Raw genomic sequence first — 17,492 nt, forward strand, 5'->3', positions numbered from 1 at the left:
TAAATATGACAGCTTAATTTCATTGACACAACAGTTTTTCAACAACATGAAAAAGTGCAAGCAACCAGCTCGCACTTTTTTTATCATATTATTTTGTATAGTTATCAAAGTAACCTTGGATATAAATCATTGGTGTACCTTTGTCGCCCGAACCAGAAGTTAAATCAGATAAAGAACCAATAAGGTCTGTTAGTTTACGAGGTGTTGTACCTTGAGCCGCCATTTGACCAGTTAAATCTTCATCTTTGTTCTGGATATATGCAGAGATAGCCGCTTTTAATTCTTCTCCACGAAGATCAGCAAAATCGTTATCTGCTAAGTATTTAAGTTTTACTTCATTTGGTGTACCATCTAAGCCAACTGTGAAGGCAGGTGATACAACAGGGTCAGCTAGTTCCCAAATTTTTCCTACTGGGTCTTTGAATGCGCCATCGCCATAAACCATGACTTCTACTGTTTTTCCAGTAGCTTCTTTGATTTTTGCTTGGATGCCATCAACGATTGGTTGGCAAGTGTGTGGGAATAGTTTTACGCTTTCTTCTGTCGCTTTGTTTGAACCAAGTAAGCCATATTCCGCATTGAAGCCAGAACCGTTGTTTGATTCACATAAAATATTATCAAGACTATAAACTTTTTCAGCACCATTTGCAGCTAAAATACGTTTTGTACGGAAGCGTGTGTGAATATCACATGTCAATACGCTCTTCGTATAATCTAAAATTGTTTTTGGGTTGTTTGAAAAGATGACTTCACAAGCAGCGCCTTCAGCTTCAATTAATTCTTTATAGTATTCAATATAATCAACGCCAGTAAATGTGTGTTTTTTATAACCGAAGTGCTCACGGAACTCAGCTTCTGTTAAAGTATCTGTCCAAGGGTTAATGCCTTTTACATCTAGTTCGTCGATATCAACTAAGTGATTACCAACTTCATCTGATGGATAGCTTAACATTAACACTACTTTTTTAACACCTTTTGCGATACCACGTAGGCAGTTAGCAAAACGGTTACGGCTAAGAATTGGGAAAATTACTCCGACAGAATCTTCACCAAATTTAGCAGCTACGTCCGCTGCAATGTCATTGATCGATGCATAGTTACCTTGTGCACGCGCAACAACAGATTCTGTTACTGTTACGATGTCACGATCTTCAATTGAATAGCCTTCAATTTTTGCGGCATTTAACACAGTATCAACAACGATTTGCTCAATATTGTCGCCTTCGTTAATGATTGGACCACGAAGACCTCTTACGACTGTACCTACTACACGTTCCAAAATAATCTCTCCTCTAAATATATATAGGTATATATAAAAATCAACATGATTTTACTATACGCCTGTTTAATGATATAAGTAAAATTAATAGTTCGTATAATAGCTATAAGGAGTGCTTATATGATTGGGAAATTGGATTTATATCGTGTTTTTAGTGTTGTAGCTAAAAATAATAGTTTTTCTAGGGCTGCCAGGGATTTATATATGTCACAGCCAGCAGTTAGTCAGGCAATGATGCAGTTGGAGAAGGAGCTTGGTACACGTCTTTTTAATCGCACACCTAAAGGGGTAACTTTAACCACAGAAGGAAGTCTTCTATATGAATATACGAATTCGGCATTAGGTCTCTTAGACGCTGGGGAAGAAAAGCTGTTTGAATTCAAAAACTTAACAACAGGGCAATTGAAGATAGGTGTAGGAGATACGATTTCTCGCTTCTTTTTAATGCCCTATCTCGAGGCATTCCACACCATGTATCCAAATATAAAATTGCAAATGTTTAATGGTACGACTTCTGAAATTTGTAAGTTTATTAAATCAGGGGAAGCGGATGTAGGGCTTTGTAATTTTCCTATAGAAGATCCGACTTTACAGTTAACAGTTTGCACGGAGGTCCAGGATATTTTCGTGTGTGGGGAGAAGTATAGAACGCTCGAGACTAAGAGTTTGAGCTATGAGGATTTATCGAAATTTCCACTTATTTTTCTTGAGAAGAAATCGAATTCACGAAAATATGTAGAAAATTATTTATTGGCTAAAGGTATTCAAATCGCACCTGAATTTGAACTCGGCTCACATGATCTTGTCCTTGAATTTGCACGTAGTAATTTAGGGATAGCTTGTGTAACGAAAGAATTTTCAAAGGATTATCTACAGAGAGGATTACTTTATGAGCTGACACTAATAGAAAGTATTCCAAAACGTAGTATCGGTATGTGTTACTTGAAAAGCGTGCCCTTATCTCGTGCTGCTACAAAATTTGTAGAGATTATTGAAAATAAGGAAGAACGTAAAAGGATCAATCGAAGAATCTAAAAAAAGCTTAGCGACTAGAAATAGCCAGCTAAGCTTTTTTCAATTGTTAGCTTTTCTTCGTTATAAATTCAATGAGGGTTTCAACATTTCGATTATTTTTCATTGTAGGTGCGTACAGATAAGAAAATGTTCGCATAAAATGTTGCCCTTCAAATGGCAAAATTGCAAGGTCGCCATTTTTTAGTTCACGCTCAATAACACAGCGAGATAGTAGGGAAAGACCTAGCCCTTGTATAACACTTTCTTTCACGCCTTGATTGCTACTGATTGTCAGTAGCGATCGCACTTGGAGGCCATTTGTTCTAAACAGATGATCTAAATAATTACGTGTTCCGGAGCCCGCCTCACGTGCGACCCAATTTTGTTGCTGTAATTCCGTAACGGTAATGTTTGATTGCTTAACAAGTGCGTGATTTTGTGCACCGACAATAAATAACTCATCTTGCATGAATGGCTGGATAATGAGTTCATTGTCAAGTGCTTGCCCTTCAATGAGCCCAATATCGACTTGTAATAACTTCGCTAATTGTATGATTTCATTGGTGTTGCCAATAATAACCTGTAGTTCAAGTTGAGGGAATTGCTGCTGTATGCTGGACAAAATGGGCGGTAGAATATATTCTCCAATCGTGAAGCTAGCACCGATTATGAGCGTACCTTGAATCGCATGATGAAAGGTTAAAATATCTTCCTTCGCTGCTTCAGCAATGGCGATAATTTGCTTTGCTCGTTTATATAAAATCTCACCAGTAGGTGTAATTTGCACCGACTTTGGTGAGCGAATAAATAAAGTCGTTTGGAATTCTTGTTCTAGATTTTTTATATGCAAACTGACACTTGGCTGAGATATGTGTAAAATTTCTGAGGTTTTCGTAAAATTATTTACCTCCACTAGCGTGATGAACGTTTTTAAGGCATCATATTGCACGGTACTTACACCCCTTATGATTAGAAATATTAATGATTGCGATTATATATATGTATTTTACTGATGATTAACTTTTTAATAAAGTAATAATCATAAAGGACGAAAGAAGTGAACAGCATGGATAGACAACAGGGGATTAAAAAATTTCTAGCACCACCTTTTATAAAGGGCGTAATATTGACGCTCGGTATTGCCTTAGTCGCAAAATATATTTCGACTTTTCCTTTCTTCTCTATTTTGGGGCAGCTTGTCATTGCAATAATTATTGGGATGGCTTGGAGGGCAACTTTCAATGTACAAGATTCGTGGCAAACGGGCATTTCCTTTTCGAGTAAAAAGTTGTTGAGATTTGGCATTATTTTGCTTGGTATGCGCTTGAATTTAGCGGATATTTATCATGCTGGGGCAAGCGTATTTGTCATTGCAATACTAAATTTATTATTTGCATTAGTAGTTGTATATGGATTAACGAAAATCTTTCATGTAGAAAAAAAGCTCGGCATTTTAACGGCATGTGGAACAGCTATTTGCGGAGCTGCTGCAGTTGTGGCCATCGCACCACAAATTAAAGCAAATGAAAAAGAAACAGCTGTAGGTGCTGCGATTGTAGCGTTACTTGGTACAGTATTTACACTTGTTTACACAGTAATGTACTCACTATTTGGTTTAACATCGACGCAATACGGTATTTTTGCAGGGGGCACATTGCATGAAATTGCCCATGTCATTGCAGCAGCAGCTGCAGGAGGAAATGAAGCCGTTGATATGGCGGTCATTGTAAAGCTTACGCGTGTGGCATTGCTTGTACCAGTAGCAATAGTAATTAGTATAATGTACCAAAGAAGTGAGAAGGGACAAGAAAAAAAGGCTTTTTCCCTCTCAATTATTCCATGGTTTATTCTAGGGTTTTTAGCGATGAGTGCCTTTAATTCACTTGGTATTGTACCATCTGCTATTGCTCAATTTATTGTGAACTGTGCCTATATTCTAATTGCTATGGCAATGGCTGGATTGGGGTTAAACGTAGAAATAAAAACCTTTAAACAATTAGGCAAAAAAGCATTTATTGCAGGACTGATTGGTTCTGTTTGTTTATCAGTTCTTGGCTACGTATTAGTAATTCTATTTCACTAAAGGAACGCTATTCTATTATTCAATAAAAAACCCTGCCTTTTTATTCAAATAGGCAGGGTTTTTTTAGATAGAATCAGAAGATGATTTAACAGGATTCGAATAAGTGATTAGTGTGATGCTTCAATTGAAGAAGCAAGCTCAGCAATAACAATTTTACTGCCGATGAGCGGACTATTTTCAGGCTTTGCGCCTTCAGATCCTGGTTCAGGACGGTGGTGTGCTGCTGCAAAGGCATCACTATTTCTCCAAGCTTGGAAATGTTCCTTCGTTTCCCAATACATATTGACGCTCATTTCGTCATATGTAGGATCATCTGTCGAAATTAATACCTCTACTTTATGAAAACCTTCGAACTTTTGTAGTGGACCTGGTTTTGTGAAGTTAGGCGCCATTTTCGCTGCAAAGCCGGGTTTTACTTGAATACGATTTGTAACAATAATCATGTTATTACCCCCCTAATCATTTTCTTTAACATAGAAAAATCTACTATTGAATGAATTATCAATGATTATCATTCGCAATCAATGATAAGTGGCGCAGGAAGTCATTGTCAATAGATAGCGTTAAAATTTGAGATATTCTATTTACCTCGAAAGGGTTCAGAGCAATATACAATGTTTCTTGACATGAAACTGACATAATTGGATGCTATAATCAACAAAAACTAGAACGTGCTATTAGTAAGGTGGTGAATGAATGGCGAAAATATTAGTAATTGAAGATGAGTTTGCAATTAGCCAAGTACTAAAAGCATATCTAAAGAAGGTCGGCTATGAAGTAGAACAATGTTTTTATGGTGGTCAAGCAATAGAATTGTTTCACGAGCATCAGCCAGATTTAGTGTTATTAGATATTATGTTACCGGAGAAAAATGGCTGGCTTATTTTGAAGGAAATTAGAGAAGTTAGCTCTTGTCCAGTTATTATGTTAACGGCGTTAGGTGATGTGAGTGATCGTTTAGATGGTTTTGAGCAAGGGGCAGACGATTATATTGCAAAACCTTTTATAGCTGATGAAGTAGTGGCACGAATAAAAGCTGTTCTAAGGCGCTCTGAAGGTAATAGTGAATCTACTGTAAAAAAACAATTTGGACGGCTAGAGGTTGATATGCAGGCACATCAGGTTGTTCTTAAAGGGCAAGAAATTGTGTTAACACCTAGAGATTTATCGGTTCTGCTATTTTTAGCAGAGCATCCAAATCAAACATTCACACGTGATCAGCTTATTGAACAGGTATGGGGCTGGCAATATGAAGGTAGCGATAGAGCGGTTGATTTAGCGGTGAAGCGATTACGTAAAGCACTTGCAGACTGGGATGAATCAGAGGGCGAAATTAAAACATTGCGTGGATTGGGGTATCAGTTAAGTGTTCACAAAAAATAAACGAGTCTCTTTACTTAACTATTGGACGAGTCGCTACTTACTAACACTTTTTGTAGGTTTGGCTATTATTTCATTTATTTCTGCGGTATGGATTCGTCATACAGCGTTTGAAAATCGTCTTGAATTGATGGAATTTTTAGCTGATGAGACAATATATCGTTTGACGGATACGAATGGTCCTAACAATGGACCGGTTGGTGGTATTCCAGGTTTTATTGGAAATAGGGAACGTTTTAGTATGAGAGAAATCGATCCCATCTTGTACGTAGTAGATGTAGAAGGAAATGTCTTAACAAGTAATCGTCCAGTGCCACCAGGAAGTGCAACAAACGTCGCCAACCTGCTAGATGGTGAAGAAGGCACGAAAAAAATGATTGAGACTAGTGAGGGCGACAAGACGGTTCAATATGTAGTGAAAAAGAAAATTAAAAAAGACAATGAGGTTGTAGGTTGGGTACTTGTGCTAGAAAAAAAGCAGAATCTAACAAAGGTTGACCAAGCATACGGGCAACTTGCCTTGCTCATTGGAGCGCTTGCAATATTAGGGTGGGGAGCGATTTATTTTTTATCGAAACGGCTAGCTCGACCTATAAAACAGGTGGCAGAGGCTGCAAAACAGGTACAAGAGGGAAATTATACGTTTGAATTGCCTCAAAATAATAAAGAAGAAGAAATATATGAGTTGGTATCGTCCTTTAAGGAAATGGCAACTAAGCTACAACAACTAGAGAAAACACGAACAGAGCTACTTGCAGGTGTCACACATGAATTAAAAACACCTGTCACTTCAATTAGTGGATTGTTGCAGGCGATGAGAGATGGCGTCGTAACCGGCAAGGATGCAGATGAATTTCTTCAAATGGCTCTCATAGAAACGACGAAAATGAAAACCATGGTGGGCGACTTACTTGCATTTAATAATTTTGCTGTGGATGCAATTCCCGTTAAGCTTGTAACGGTGAATATAAACAATTTAGTCCGTGATGCGGTAGCGCAATGGGAAGTAATGCAGGATGAGCAAAATGTGAAGATACAAGTGCATTTCCTTGCAGAGGCTGTAAAGGTACAAGCGGATGTTGTACGCATGCAGCAAATTTTAACGAACCTTTTGACCAATGCAAAGCAAGCCATGCAGGAAGGTATAATAACAATTACTTTAAGTCAAAAGGATAATGTTGTTGTAGTGGCAGTAAAGGACACAGGGGCTGGTATCCCTATGGAAGATCAGGCGTTTATCTTTGAGCGTTTTTATAGAGGGGAAAATAAAAAATATTCTGTACGTGGGCTCGGTTTGGGTCTACCGCTAAGTAAAATGATGGCACAATCGATTGGTGGTGATTTACGATTGGTTGGCAGTACTCCATCAGGATCATACTTTGAAATAACACTTAAAAAAGCTACTACGCTGTAATTGCGTGGTAGCTTTTTTCATGGGACTGTCTGAAAAGTCTCGGATTATCAGAGTGGGTGGGCGTGAGAAGCAATATTTCATAAAAGGAATTGTAAAGCTGACATCTGACTGACACATTAGACCCTTATAGTAAGCAATGTAAACGATGAAGTAAACGGAAAGGAAGATATAGAAAATGACCGTGTACAAAAGGTTTCTACGAATGATAGCTTTGCCTTGTGCTTTAATAGTTATGCTGGTAGGTTGCAGCGAAAGTAGTGATTATGTAGCGAAGGTTGAGGGTGAGCTGATCTTACAAACAGAGCTAGATGAGGCATTACGCAATCAATATGGTGCAGAAGTGCTAGACACACTAATCAACAATAAAATTGTCGAAATGGAAGCAAAAAAAGAAGGTATCACTGTATCGGATGAGACGATCCAAACGGAATATGATGAGTTGGTTGAATCATATGGAGGAGAGGATGCCGTACAAGATGTTTTGGAAGAAAACGGTTTAACGATAGATAGTGTAAAGGATAATATTCGCATGTATCAGCTAACGAAAGATGTTATAGCGGCAAGCATTGAGATTGCGGATGAGGAAGTAGCTCAATACTTTACAGACAATAAGGATAGCTACGGACAAGCAGAACAAGTTGTGGCAAGTCATATTCAATTGGAAGATGAGGCGGCTGCAAAAGAGGTGTTAGCAAAGGTACAAGCAGGTGAAGATTTTGCCGAGCTAGCGCAATCATTTTCACTAGATGTTGACACAAGTGATGAAGGTGGAGATTTAGGCTATATTAGCCGTGGTCAAATGGATGAGTCATTTGAAGAAGTGGTATTTTCCCTTGAAAAAGGGGCTGTCAGCGAGGTAGTTCAAACCGCAGAAGGCTATCACATTATTAAAGTGACCAGTAAAGTGCCTGCGGAAGAAGCTGTGTTCGATGATGTCAAAGAGGAAGTTTATGCAACAATGCTTGAAGAACGCGTTAGTGAAGCGTATACGTCTTGGCTAACTGAAAAAAAAGAACAATATGAAATTAAAACGAAATGACGGAAGGAGCGTGCAACATGTCAATACAGACATCGTTTAATCCAAATGGTCGAAAGGAAATTAAACAAGCGATCTCTTATCCAGACTATGCGCTGTTAAAAAGCAAGCTTCAGCATGTGATGCAGCTGGATAAAAATGCGACCGCGAATGGCAAGTATCTAATCCGTAGCACATATTTCGATAATTTTGCAAACAAAGTATTAAATGAGAAAAAAGAAGGTTACTTAAATCGTGATAAATACCGGGTACGGATTTATGGGAAATCCTCTGCTGTCGTGAATTTAGAACGTAAAAGTAAACGCAATAATTTAACATTCAAAACAAAGTGTGCACTATCACGACAAGAATTTGAAAAAATGCGCATTGGCACTATCTCATGGATGGAGTTAGATGAACGAGAATTAATTCGTGATTTATATCAACAGATGAAATATAACCAATTGAAGCCAATGACGGTTGTTGATTATGAACGAGAGGCATATATCTATCCATTTGGAAATGTGCGTGTAACGTTTGATAGTAAGGTACAGTCCAGTTTGCGCAATACAGATATGTTCAATAACAATCTGCCGATGGTTGATGTGCTTGAACCTAATCTTGTTATTTTAGAAGTGAAATATGATGAGTACTTGCCAGACATCATTAAATACTTATTACAATCAGTAGATACACGCGCCGAAGCGTATTCAAAATATCAACTTAGCCGCATGTACGGCTGATGAATAAAAGGAGAAGTTAACAATGGATAATATGAATTTTAGTGATATTTTTAAATCCAATTTTTTAGAAAAGACGACATCATTTTCATTAACAGATTCAATTATTGGTTTAGTCGTAGCTTTCTTTATTGGGCTATTTATATATGTTGTATACAAAAAAACATTCAATGGTGTAATTTATTCTCATTCTTTTAATATTTCGTTGCTCGTTATGACAATGGCAACATCGTTAGTCATTATGGGGATCAGCTCTAATGTACTGTTATCTCTTGGTATGGTAGGTGCCTTATCAATTGTTCGTTTCCGTACACCTATTAAAGATCCAATGGATTTAGTATATATTTTCTGGGCAATAGTTTCAGGAATTCTTTGTGGTGCAGGTTTCATTCCACTTGTTATAGTTGGGGCTGTATTAATAGGTCTAGTATTACTAGTATTCGTAAATAAAATTACGGTTGAAAATCCTTATCTATTAATAGTGAAGTTTGAGGAAGATGTAGCTTATGAAGAGGTGGAACGCATCATTTCAGCACAAGCTAAAAAATTTGCATTAAAATCAAAATCAATTATGCAAGATGAGGAAATCGAGGCTACTTATGAAATTCGTATTAAACAAAATGATGCAAAACTGATGGACATTGTTGCAAAGGTTCCTGGGGTAAAATCAGCTATTATGCTTAGCTATGATGGTAATTTTACGGCTTAATAATGTCATGAGGAGAGTTAATGAAATCCAGGTCTCTTCTTAACTACTACGAAAGAGGTACTAGATGATGATTAAAAATCGAGTTGTCTATTTCAGCATGACGATTCTACTCCTACTCTTTTTAGTAATGTTTGCGGTACTCCCGAATTTAGGTATTGAAACAAAAAATACCGAGTTTTCCTATGAAACACTTGTTTTTAATCAAAGCAAAGTCACAACGGTAGATATTGAAATAGCTGAAGAGGATTGGGCAGACATGCTAGCAAATGCTGCAGATGAGGAGCTTAAGCAAGCAGATATCACGATAAATGGCAAAAAAACAGAAAATGTGGCCATTCGTACAAAGGGAAATTTATCGCTGCGTTCGGTGGTTAATAGTGATTCAGATCGCTATAGTTTAAAAATTGATTTTGATTATTACGATGATACACAAAGCTTATATGGCTTGAAGAAACTAAATTTAAACAATAATTATAGCGATTCCACATTGATGCGAGAATATATTTCCTATGAGTTAATGGAACAAATGGGTTTACCAACGCCGGCTCACTCGTATATGTATGTTACAGTAAATGGTGAAGAACGAGGTTTATATTTAGGCGTAGAAGCGGTCGATGAAACATTCTTAGCGAATAACTATGGTTCGAATAACGGATTTTTATATAAGCCAGATGGGACAGGCAGTGATTTAAAATATATCAGTGATGATATTGCCGACTACACAGGTATCGGTTTAAAAACGAATGAAGACCAAATAGATGAATCGAAAATTATTGACATGCTAGATGTCATCAATAATGGTGGCGATATTGAGCAATATATTGACGTCGATGAAATGCTACGCTACTTCGCTGCGAACACGGCCCTTGTGAATCTGGATAGCTATCAGGGGAATATGAAGCACAATTACTATTTGTATGAGAATGATGGTGTGTTCTCCATAATACCATGGGACTATAATATGTCATTTGGTGGTTTTGGCGCTGGAGGCGGCAGAATGGGTGGTAATGCAAATCAACTACAGTCCAATACTGCTGTATTAGAAGAAGAGCAAGCAGATGGTAATAATGATGCTGAACAATCAGTGAAATCCACTGCAGATGCAGCTAAAAAGGAATTACCCGTAAATGGTGGGCAACCACCAGAGGGGCAACAGCCGAATGGTGAACAAAAACAGGAAGGTATGGACATGGGGCTTGGCATGTCAAGTAATCTAATGGCGGATAGTGCTATTAATTTTAGTGTTGCAACACCTGTTTCTGGCACCTCGTTAGAAGAACGTCCACTACTAAATGCTTTACTTTCGAATGATGCGTATCGTGCTGTTTATGAAGGCTATTTAGAAGAAATAGCGACCAATTACTTTACAGAAGACTATGTACACAACATTACGAAGCAGTTGGCACTTCTATTAACAACCTATGTGGAAGCTGATCCTACAAAATTCTCCACAACCGAACAGTTTTTAGAAGGTGTAGAAGGTGAAAATAGCTTACCTGAGTTTGCGAAAGCTCGTTCTGAATCAATTTTAAAACAGCTGTCTGGCGAGCTTGTGGTTGAAGCAAATACGACCATGCAAAGTGAGGGTGGCCCTAAAAACGATAGGGGTGTGCCTGGTAGCGATGCAGAAGGTTCGTTCAACGCTAATCCAGCGCAAGTACCCGATGATTTTGATGCTAGTCAATTACCCGAGGACTTCGATCCTTCACAAATGCCACAGGGCGATTGGGACAGCGATCAAGGGGGAGAACCAAAGGGAGGACAAATGCAACGACCTGACCAAAATGGTGGTCCAATGGATAAATCCAGAAATGATAGTGAGCAAATAGTGCAAGCTCCAGGGATAGATAAAAATACAGTGCTTTCAGCAATGATTTCGTTTGCTGTTTTAATAGGTGCACTTTTCTTTGTTTTTAAATTTAATCGAAGAGGACGTTAAAAAATACACCATATCCAAAACTTTTGGGTATGGTTTTTGCTTTTTCTCGTGCTACAATAAAGCATTCATTTTTTGAGGAGTCCTATATATGAATGAACAACAATTCGATAAGTTTTTGCACATTAATACCGTTGGAGAGCAATATGGGTTTCCAAAACTAGCTCACTACCATCGATACGAGCCTACGCCATATACGGGATTAGAACAATTATTTACAGCATATGAAATGCCCGAAAATCCTGTATTTATCGATATGGGCTGTGGAAAAGGGCGTGTCCCTATTTATATTAACGATAAGTTCCATATCCCAACGGTAGGTATTGAAATGGATGCTGGTTTTTATGCCGAAGCGGAGCAAAATAAGGATTGCTACCGTCATAAAAAGAGTTCACGTGCTTCTATTTCCTTTGTTCATTCAATCGCAGAAGCATACACTATTAAACCAAAAGACAATGTTTTTTTCTTTTTTAATCCGTTTTCCATCAATATTTTCCGTACAGTCATTCATAATATCTGGAAATCATATGAAATGAATATGCGTGAAATTCATATTATTTTATATTATCCACCTTATGATTATTTACAATTTTTGCATCAGGGTACCCCTTTTGAATTACTACACGAGGTACATTTAGAAAATGAAACAAATGTCAACGAACGACTTTGTGTGTTTGCATTGAAAAAAGTGTCTGTTTAAGAAAAGAAGCTAACGCTTCACTTGCTGACTAAAAAAGATGTCTCAATTGTATTTGAGACATCTTTTTTTAGCGTTGTGATAAGAAAAAAATATAACAAGCAATTTTCAAAAAAAGGGTGGACTGTTATTTAACAGAGAATCTATTTTGTAAAATTTAACAATCATAATTGGTTGTTTTGTACTAACCTCACATATTAATTGAAAGATAATTCTTAAAAAACTAATTATACTGAAAAATCACTCTAGACTAAATTTAAAGAATGTTTTACAATGAAAAAGGCTTAAATGAATAATATATTGTTTTGAAAATAGATAGTTATAAATAATTATTTTTGCTATTGAGGAAATGCATTTAATTGTTTATAATTATCTGAAATATCTAATATTTGAGAATTTTCAGGGGGAATTAATTATGAAAGAGAACAAAAAGCTTAAAAAGTTCGGTTCACTTCTAGTAGCTTCTTCACTTCTTGCTGGCGTACTTGCTGGCTGCGGAGCAGGAGATGATTCAAGCTCAGGAGGCGGGGCATCATCAGGTGGGGGTTCATCTGACGGCGATACGATCAAAATCGGTGCCAATTTAGAACTTTCAGGTAACGTAGCGTCTTACGGTTCTTCAATTGGCATAGGAGCGGAGCTTGCAGTTAAAGAAATTAACGATGCAGGTGGTATTGATGGTAAGAAAATTGAACTTATTAAAGTAGATAACAAATCAGAGAACTCTGAGGCAACTGCTGCTGCTATTAAACTAGCAACACAAGATAAAGTAGTTGCAATGCTTGCACCAGCTACTTCTGGTAACACAGTAGCAACGGTGCAAATTGCGAATGATAACAAAATTCCTATCGTTACAGGATCAGGTACGGCACCAAATATCACAGTAAATGATGATGGTAGCGTAAATGAGTATGCATTCCGTACATGCTTTATCGACCCATTCCAAGGGATTGTAGCTGCAAACTTTGCTGCTGGTGAACTTGATGCAAAAAATGTCGCAATTTTTGCTGATAATGCTTCTGACTATGCAAAAGGTTTAGCGAAGTCATTTAAAGAAACAATCACTAAGAATGGCGGTAAAGTTGTAAAAGAGGAAGCTTACGTGGCTAAAGATGCGGACTTCCGTACACAATTAACAAGCATTAAAGCAGCTAATCCTGATTTCATTTTTATCCCTGGATACTATGAAGAGGTAGGCTTAATTGTAAAACAAGCACGTGAAATGGGTATTACAGTACCACTTATGGGAGCAGATGGTTGGGATTCTCCAACGTTAGTAGAGTTAGCTGGGAAAAAAGCACTGAATAATACGTTCATCACAAACCATTACTCTGCGGAAGACCCAGATCAAAAAATCCAGGATTTTGTAAAGGCGTTTAAAGCAGCTAACAGCGACAAAGCACCAGATGCATTTAATGCACTTGGCTATGACACTATTTATTACATTGCGGATGCTATCAAACGCGCAGGTTCTACTGACGGCAAAGCCATTAAAAATGAATTAGCGGGAACAAAAGATCTTTCTTTAGTAACAGGTACATTCTCAGTTGACGAGAATCATAACCCAATTAAAACAGCAACAGTTCTTGAATTTAAAGACGGTAAACAAGTGTTCAACTCTAAAGTAAATCCTTAACTTTTGGCAAGGGGGGAGGCGGGCAAACTCGCCTTCCCTTTTTATGTATTATTGACAACTAGACTCATAGAAAAAAGCATAGATTCTAGCATAAGGAATCGGAAATAACTGTTTACGAGGGACACAAGTTTTTCTGCATTCGCTGAATTATGTAGAAATGCGTCCCGTTTTTGCATTCCTCAAAAAATCTAAAAGGAGTGAACGCTTATGGAATGGATACAACAACTTGTGAATGGTATTTCACTAGGTAGTATCTACGCGTTAATAGCGCTAGGGTATACAATGGTATACGGTATTATTAAGCTCATTAACTTTGCCCACGGTGATGTTTTCATGATTGGGGCATTTATTGGCTTTTATGCAATTGCTAAATGGGAGCTTGGCTTCTTCCCAGCATTATTATTGGCGATGGCAGTTTGCGCAATCTTTGGTGTGTTAATAGAACGTATTGCATATAAGCGCTTGCGCAATGCAACGCGTATTGCAGCATTAATTACAGCAATCGGTGTATCATTATTGATAGAATATACGACTATTTTCTTCAGGGGCGCGCAACCAGCGGCATATCCTGAAGTATTTAAAAATAGAACATTGGATATATTGGGTGTTCAAATAAGCAGTACTTCAATTTTAATTTTATCTGTAGCTGTCGTACTGATGATTCTTTTACAATTCATCGTACATAAAACAAAAATCGGGAAGGCGATGCGTGCAGTTTCACATGATGCAGATGCAGCACGTCTAATGGGCATTAACGTAGATAATACAATTTCAGCAACATTTGCAATTGGTTCAGCATTGGCGGGTGCCGCAGGGGTTATCTTCGGTGTGTACTATACAAAAATAGATCCTTTAATGGGTGTTATCCCAGGGATTAAGGCGTTCATTGCAGCGGTTCTTGGTGGTATAGGTATTATTCCAGGTGCGATGGTTGGCGGTATGTTACTAGGGGTCGTGGAATCCATGGTAAGTGCCCTTGGTTACTCTTTATGGCGCGATGCAGCGGCATTCGTTATTTTAATTATAATCTTAATCTTCAGACCATCGGGTATATTTGGTAAAAACGCCCGCGAGAAAGTGTAGGTGAGCGGTAACTATGAAAAAGTCTAAAATATTCTGGGGCTATGCCGTATTAGCGCTAGTCATCTATGCAGTTATTCAGGCACTTATTACAACGGGAACAATTGATATGTATTACAAAAATATGTTAATCACCATGTGTATTAACATCATGCTTGCAGTCAGCTTGCACATTGTCATTGGTATTACAGGACAATTCTCGATTGGACATGCTGGTTTCTTAGCAGTTGGTGCGTATATTTCAGCCATAATTACCACTAAGCTTATGCTTCCGTTCCCATTAGCTATTTTCTTAGGGGCGCTTGCAGCAGCTGTGGCTGGTTTAATCGTAGGTATTCCAACGTTGCGTTTAAAAGGAGACTATTTAGCAATTGCAACGCTTGGGTTTGCGGAAATTATTCGTATTGTCTTTTTAAATACTGATTATGTTGGTGGCGCAGCAGGTATGCAGGTTAAGTATTTATCGACTTGGACTTATGCTTTCGTTGGTGTTGTTTTAACAATTTTAGTGATCGCAAACTTTACAAACTCGCGTCATGGCCGTGCGTGTATTGCCATTCGTGAAGACGAAATTGCAGCAGATGCGATGGGTATTAATACAACCTATTATAAAGTAATGGCGTTTGCGATTGGTTCATTCTTTGCAGGTCTTGCAGGGGCTATTTTCGCACATAATTTCTACATTATTCAACCAACAACTTTTGGTTTCTTAAAATCATTTGATATTTTAATTTACGTGGTACTTGGAGGTTTAGGAAGTCTTTCTGGTTCTGTTATAGCTGCCATTTTCTTGACGTTTGTTTCAACATATTTAGCGAACTTCCCAGAAACACGTATGATTATTTACAGTTTGGTATTGATAATCGTAATGCTTTATCGTCCAACGGGATTATTGGGGACAAAAGAAATTACGCACTTATTCAAGTTTGGTAAAAAAGGAGGGTCAAAATAATGACTGGCAACCTTCTTATCAACGTTGAAAACATGGGCATTCAATTTGGTGGTTTAAAGGCAGTACAGGGCGTTAATATGTACCTGAATCACGGTGAATTAGTCGGACTTATTGGACCCAATGGTGCTGGAAAAACAACGAGCTTCAACATGCTAACAGGGGTGTATACGCCAACTGAAGGTATAATTACTTTCGAGGGTAAAAAGATCAACGGTCTCGCACCTTACCAAGTAACACAAAAAGGAATCAGCCGTACGTTCCAAAATATCCGTCTATTTAAAGAACTATCTGTTTTAGATAATGTAAAAGTAGCGAACCATTCACTTGCAAAACACTCTATGTGGGCATCGGTTTTTCGTCTACCGAATCACTTTAAAGGTGAAGCAGAGATGGAGCAGCAATCTTTTGAGTTCTTAAAAATCTTTGGCTTAGACATTTATAAAAATGAGCTTGCGAAAAACTTGCCATATGGGATGCAACGCCGCTTAGAAATTGCGCGTGCGTTAGCAGCAAATCCGAAATTATTATTACTGGATGAGCCAGCGGCAGGGATGAATCCCCAAGAAACACACGACTTAATGGAATTAATTGCGTTTATTCGAAAAGAGTTTGGTTTAACTATTCTGCTAATCGAGCATGATATGAGTTTAGTAATGGGAATTTGCGAACGTATTTACGTACTCGATCACGGCCAATTAATTGCAGACGGGACACCAGAGGAAATTCGCAACAATCCAAAGGTAATTGAAGCTTACCTAGGTGAGGAGGTTATCAGCTAATGCTAAAAGTACAAAATATTGATGTATTCTACGGAAACATTCAAGCATTAAAGGGCCTCTCTTTAGAAGTAAACGAGGGTGAAATTGTAACGTTAATCGGTGCAAACGGTGCTGGTAAAAGTACATTATTAAAAACATTGTCAGGCTTACTAAAACCAAAAGGTGGCATTATAGAATATGAGGGCTTCTCAATTGCTGGGAAGGCTGCTCAATCGATAGTAAAATCAGGTATTTCACATGTACCAGAAGGTCGCCGTGTATTTGCTAATATGTCAGTAGAAGAAAACCTAGAACTTGGCGCATATCTCCGTAATGATAAAGCGGGCATTAAAAAGGATATGGATCATGTATTCGAGTTATTCCCTCGTCTTGAGGAGCGTCGTAAGCAGCAATCAGGTACATTATCCGGTGGTGAGCAACAGATGCTTGCGATGGGTCGAGCATTAATGGCAAAACCGAAGCTACTATTAATGGATGAACCATCAATGGGTCTAGCACCATTGATGGTAAAAAATATCTTCAATATTATTGAAAAGGTCAATAAAGAAGGTACTACAGTACTTCTTGTAGAGCAGAATGCCAATATGGCGCTATCAGTAGCGAATCGTGCTTATGTACTTGAAACAGGCCGTATCGTATTATCCGGTACAGCAAAAGAACTACAAGAAAGTGAACAAGTTAAAGCTGCTTATCTAGGTGGTCTATAATAGGAGAGGAGTTGTCTCAAAATTAATTGAGATACCTCCTCTCATTTTTCCGAATCGCAGCGTGACGGATA

17 protein-coding genes are annotated in these 17,492 nt (G+C 38.0%); 14 read left to right on the top strand and 3 right to left on the bottom strand.

Translation table 11 applies throughout. From position 1 onward, the window contains the following. Positions 1 to 88: 88 nt before the first annotated feature. Positions 89 to 1,279, bottom strand: coding sequence for a coenzyme F420-0:L-glutamate ligase (locus ACQKII_RS15165; RefSeq protein ID WP_427460614.1), 1,191 nt, complete (start codon positions 1,277 to 1,279; stop codon positions 89 to 91). 120 nt (positions 1,280 to 1,399) lie between these two features. Between ACQKII_RS15165 and ACQKII_RS15170 the strand changes: the two genes are divergently transcribed. Continuing rightward, the gene (locus tag ACQKII_RS15170; protein ID WP_427460616.1) at positions 1,400 to 2,314 is read left to right on the top strand and encodes a LysR family transcriptional regulator; all 915 of its coding nucleotides are present in this window, start codon (positions 1,400 to 1,402) and stop codon (positions 2,312 to 2,314) included. A gap of 46 nt (positions 2,315 to 2,360) precedes the next feature. Here the strand turns inward: ACQKII_RS15170 and ACQKII_RS15175 are convergent, their stop codons facing one another. Beyond that, on the bottom strand, positions 2,361 to 3,242 hold the full coding sequence (locus ACQKII_RS15175; protein WP_427460618.1) for a LysR family transcriptional regulator: 882 nt from the start codon (positions 3,240 to 3,242) through the stop codon (positions 2,361 to 2,363). 117 nt (positions 3,243 to 3,359) lie between these two features. On the opposite strand from ACQKII_RS15175, the gene ACQKII_RS15180 reads away from it, so the two are divergent. Then, complete coding sequence (locus ACQKII_RS15180) at positions 3,360 to 4,376, top strand: YeiH family protein (protein WP_427460620.1); 1,017 nt, start codon at positions 3,360 to 3,362, stop codon at positions 4,374 to 4,376. Positions 4,377 to 4,483: 107 nt separating this feature from the next. Here the strand turns inward: ACQKII_RS15180 and ACQKII_RS15185 are convergent, their stop codons facing one another. Beyond that, entirely contained in the window at positions 4,484 to 4,819 is a 336-nt protein-coding gene (locus tag ACQKII_RS15185; RefSeq protein WP_010860665.1) for a heme oxygenase, read from the bottom strand. Positions 4,820 to 5,072: 253 nt separating this feature from the next. On the opposite strand from ACQKII_RS15185, the gene ACQKII_RS15190 reads away from it, so the two are divergent. From ACQKII_RS15190 to ACQKII_RS15245, 12 genes are all read left to right on the top strand, one after another. Then, complete coding sequence (locus ACQKII_RS15190) at positions 5,073 to 5,759, top strand: response regulator transcription factor (RefSeq protein ID WP_427460622.1); 687 nt, start codon at positions 5,073 to 5,075, stop codon at positions 5,757 to 5,759. Further along, positions 5,743 to 7,170, top strand: coding sequence for an ATP-binding protein (locus ACQKII_RS15195; RefSeq protein ID WP_427460624.1), 1,428 nt, complete (start codon positions 5,743 to 5,745; stop codon positions 7,168 to 7,170). The genes ACQKII_RS15190 and ACQKII_RS15195 overlap by 17 nt, the downstream gene beginning before the upstream one ends. Positions 7,171 to 7,345: 175 nt before the next feature. Further along, entirely contained in the window at positions 7,346 to 8,209 is an 864-nt protein-coding gene (locus tag ACQKII_RS15200; RefSeq protein ID WP_427460626.1) for a peptidylprolyl isomerase, read from the top strand. A 17-nt stretch (positions 8,210 to 8,226) separates the two neighbouring features. Beyond that, on the top strand, positions 8,227 to 8,928 hold the full coding sequence (locus tag ACQKII_RS15205) for a polyphosphate polymerase domain-containing protein (protein ID WP_427460628.1): 702 nt from the start codon (positions 8,227 to 8,229) through the stop codon (positions 8,926 to 8,928). Positions 8,929 to 8,950: 22 nt separating this feature from the next. Further along, positions 8,951 to 9,634, top strand: a complete 684-nt coding sequence (locus ACQKII_RS15210; RefSeq protein ID WP_427460630.1) for a DUF4956 domain-containing protein — start codon at positions 8,951 to 8,953, stop codon at positions 9,632 to 9,634. 64 nt (positions 9,635 to 9,698) lie between these two features. Next, positions 9,699 to 11,573: a CotH kinase family protein gene (locus tag ACQKII_RS15215; protein WP_427460632.1), complete on the top strand. Its 1,875-nt coding sequence runs from the start codon at positions 9,699 to 9,701 to the stop codon at positions 11,571 to 11,573. An 88-nt stretch (positions 11,574 to 11,661) separates the two neighbouring features. Continuing rightward, on the top strand, positions 11,662 to 12,270 hold the full coding sequence (locus ACQKII_RS15220; RefSeq protein WP_427460634.1) for a class I SAM-dependent methyltransferase: 609 nt from the start codon (positions 11,662 to 11,664) through the stop codon (positions 12,268 to 12,270). Between the two features lie 412 nt (positions 12,271 to 12,682). Further along, positions 12,683 to 13,903, top strand: coding sequence for an ABC transporter substrate-binding protein (locus ACQKII_RS15225; RefSeq protein ID WP_427460636.1), 1,221 nt, complete (start codon positions 12,683 to 12,685; stop codon positions 13,901 to 13,903). Positions 13,904 to 14,110: 207 nt separating this feature from the next. Then, positions 14,111 to 14,986: a branched-chain amino acid ABC transporter permease gene (locus tag ACQKII_RS15230; protein ID WP_427460638.1), complete on the top strand. Its 876-nt coding sequence runs from the start codon at positions 14,111 to 14,113 to the stop codon at positions 14,984 to 14,986. 13 nt (positions 14,987 to 14,999) lie between these two features. Continuing rightward, positions 15,000 to 15,935 carry a branched-chain amino acid ABC transporter permease gene (locus ACQKII_RS15235; protein ID WP_427460640.1) on the top strand — a complete coding sequence of 312 codons (936 nt, stop codon included), beginning with the start codon at positions 15,000 to 15,002 and terminating at the stop codon, positions 15,933 to 15,935. Further along, complete coding sequence (locus tag ACQKII_RS15240) at positions 15,935 to 16,714, top strand: ABC transporter ATP-binding protein (protein ID WP_427460642.1); 780 nt, start codon at positions 15,935 to 15,937, stop codon at positions 16,712 to 16,714. Before ACQKII_RS15235 ends, ACQKII_RS15240 begins: the two co-directional genes overlap by 1 nt. After that, positions 16,714 to 17,421, top strand: a complete 708-nt coding sequence (locus tag ACQKII_RS15245; RefSeq protein WP_427460644.1) for an ABC transporter ATP-binding protein — start codon at positions 16,714 to 16,716, stop codon at positions 17,419 to 17,421. Before ACQKII_RS15240 ends, ACQKII_RS15245 begins: the two co-directional genes overlap by 1 nt. The last annotated feature ends 71 nt before the right edge of the window (positions 17,422 to 17,492 follow it).

The sequence above is a fragment of the Lysinibacillus sp. NPDC048646 genome, from assembly GCF_050272295.1.
Classification (GTDB): domain Bacteria; phylum Bacillota; class Bacilli; order Bacillales_A; family Planococcaceae; genus Lysinibacillus.

What these genes read in the sequence shown, in the direction of transcription:
- ACQKII_RS15170 (WP_427460616.1), top strand. Translation starts at nt 1,400, where the DNA reads ATGATTGGGAAATTGGATTTATATCGTGTTTTTAGTGTTGTAGCTAAA.
- ACQKII_RS15180 (WP_427460620.1), top strand. Translation starts at nt 3,360, where the DNA reads ATGGATAGACAACAGGGGATTAAAAAATTTCTAGCACCACCTTTTATA.
- ACQKII_RS15185 (WP_010860665.1), bottom strand. Translation starts at nt 4,819, where the DNA reads ATGATTATTGTTACAAATCGTATTCAAGTAAAACCCGGCTTTGCAGCG.
- ACQKII_RS15190 (WP_427460622.1), top strand. Translation starts at nt 5,073, where the DNA reads ATGGCGAAAATATTAGTAATTGAAGATGAGTTTGCAATTAGCCAAGTA.
- ACQKII_RS15200 (WP_427460626.1), top strand. Translation starts at nt 7,346, where the DNA reads ATGACCGTGTACAAAAGGTTTCTACGAATGATAGCTTTGCCTTGTGCT.
- ACQKII_RS15205 (WP_427460628.1), top strand. Translation starts at nt 8,227, where the DNA reads ATGTCAATACAGACATCGTTTAATCCAAATGGTCGAAAGGAAATTAAA.
- ACQKII_RS15210 (WP_427460630.1), top strand. Translation starts at nt 8,951, where the DNA reads ATGGATAATATGAATTTTAGTGATATTTTTAAATCCAATTTTTTAGAA.
- ACQKII_RS15215 (WP_427460632.1), top strand. Translation starts at nt 9,699, where the DNA reads ATGATGATTAAAAATCGAGTTGTCTATTTCAGCATGACGATTCTACTC.
- ACQKII_RS15220 (WP_427460634.1), top strand. Translation starts at nt 11,662, where the DNA reads ATGAATGAACAACAATTCGATAAGTTTTTGCACATTAATACCGTTGGA.
- ACQKII_RS15225 (WP_427460636.1), top strand. Translation starts at nt 12,683, where the DNA reads ATGAAAGAGAACAAAAAGCTTAAAAAGTTCGGTTCACTTCTAGTAGCT.
- ACQKII_RS15230 (WP_427460638.1), top strand. Translation starts at nt 14,111, where the DNA reads ATGGAATGGATACAACAACTTGTGAATGGTATTTCACTAGGTAGTATC.
- ACQKII_RS15235 (WP_427460640.1), top strand. Translation starts at nt 15,000, where the DNA reads ATGAAAAAGTCTAAAATATTCTGGGGCTATGCCGTATTAGCGCTAGTC.
- ACQKII_RS15240 (WP_427460642.1), top strand. Translation starts at nt 15,935, where the DNA reads ATGACTGGCAACCTTCTTATCAACGTTGAAAACATGGGCATTCAATTT.
- ACQKII_RS15245 (WP_427460644.1), top strand. Translation starts at nt 16,714, where the DNA reads ATGCTAAAAGTACAAAATATTGATGTATTCTACGGAAACATTCAAGCA.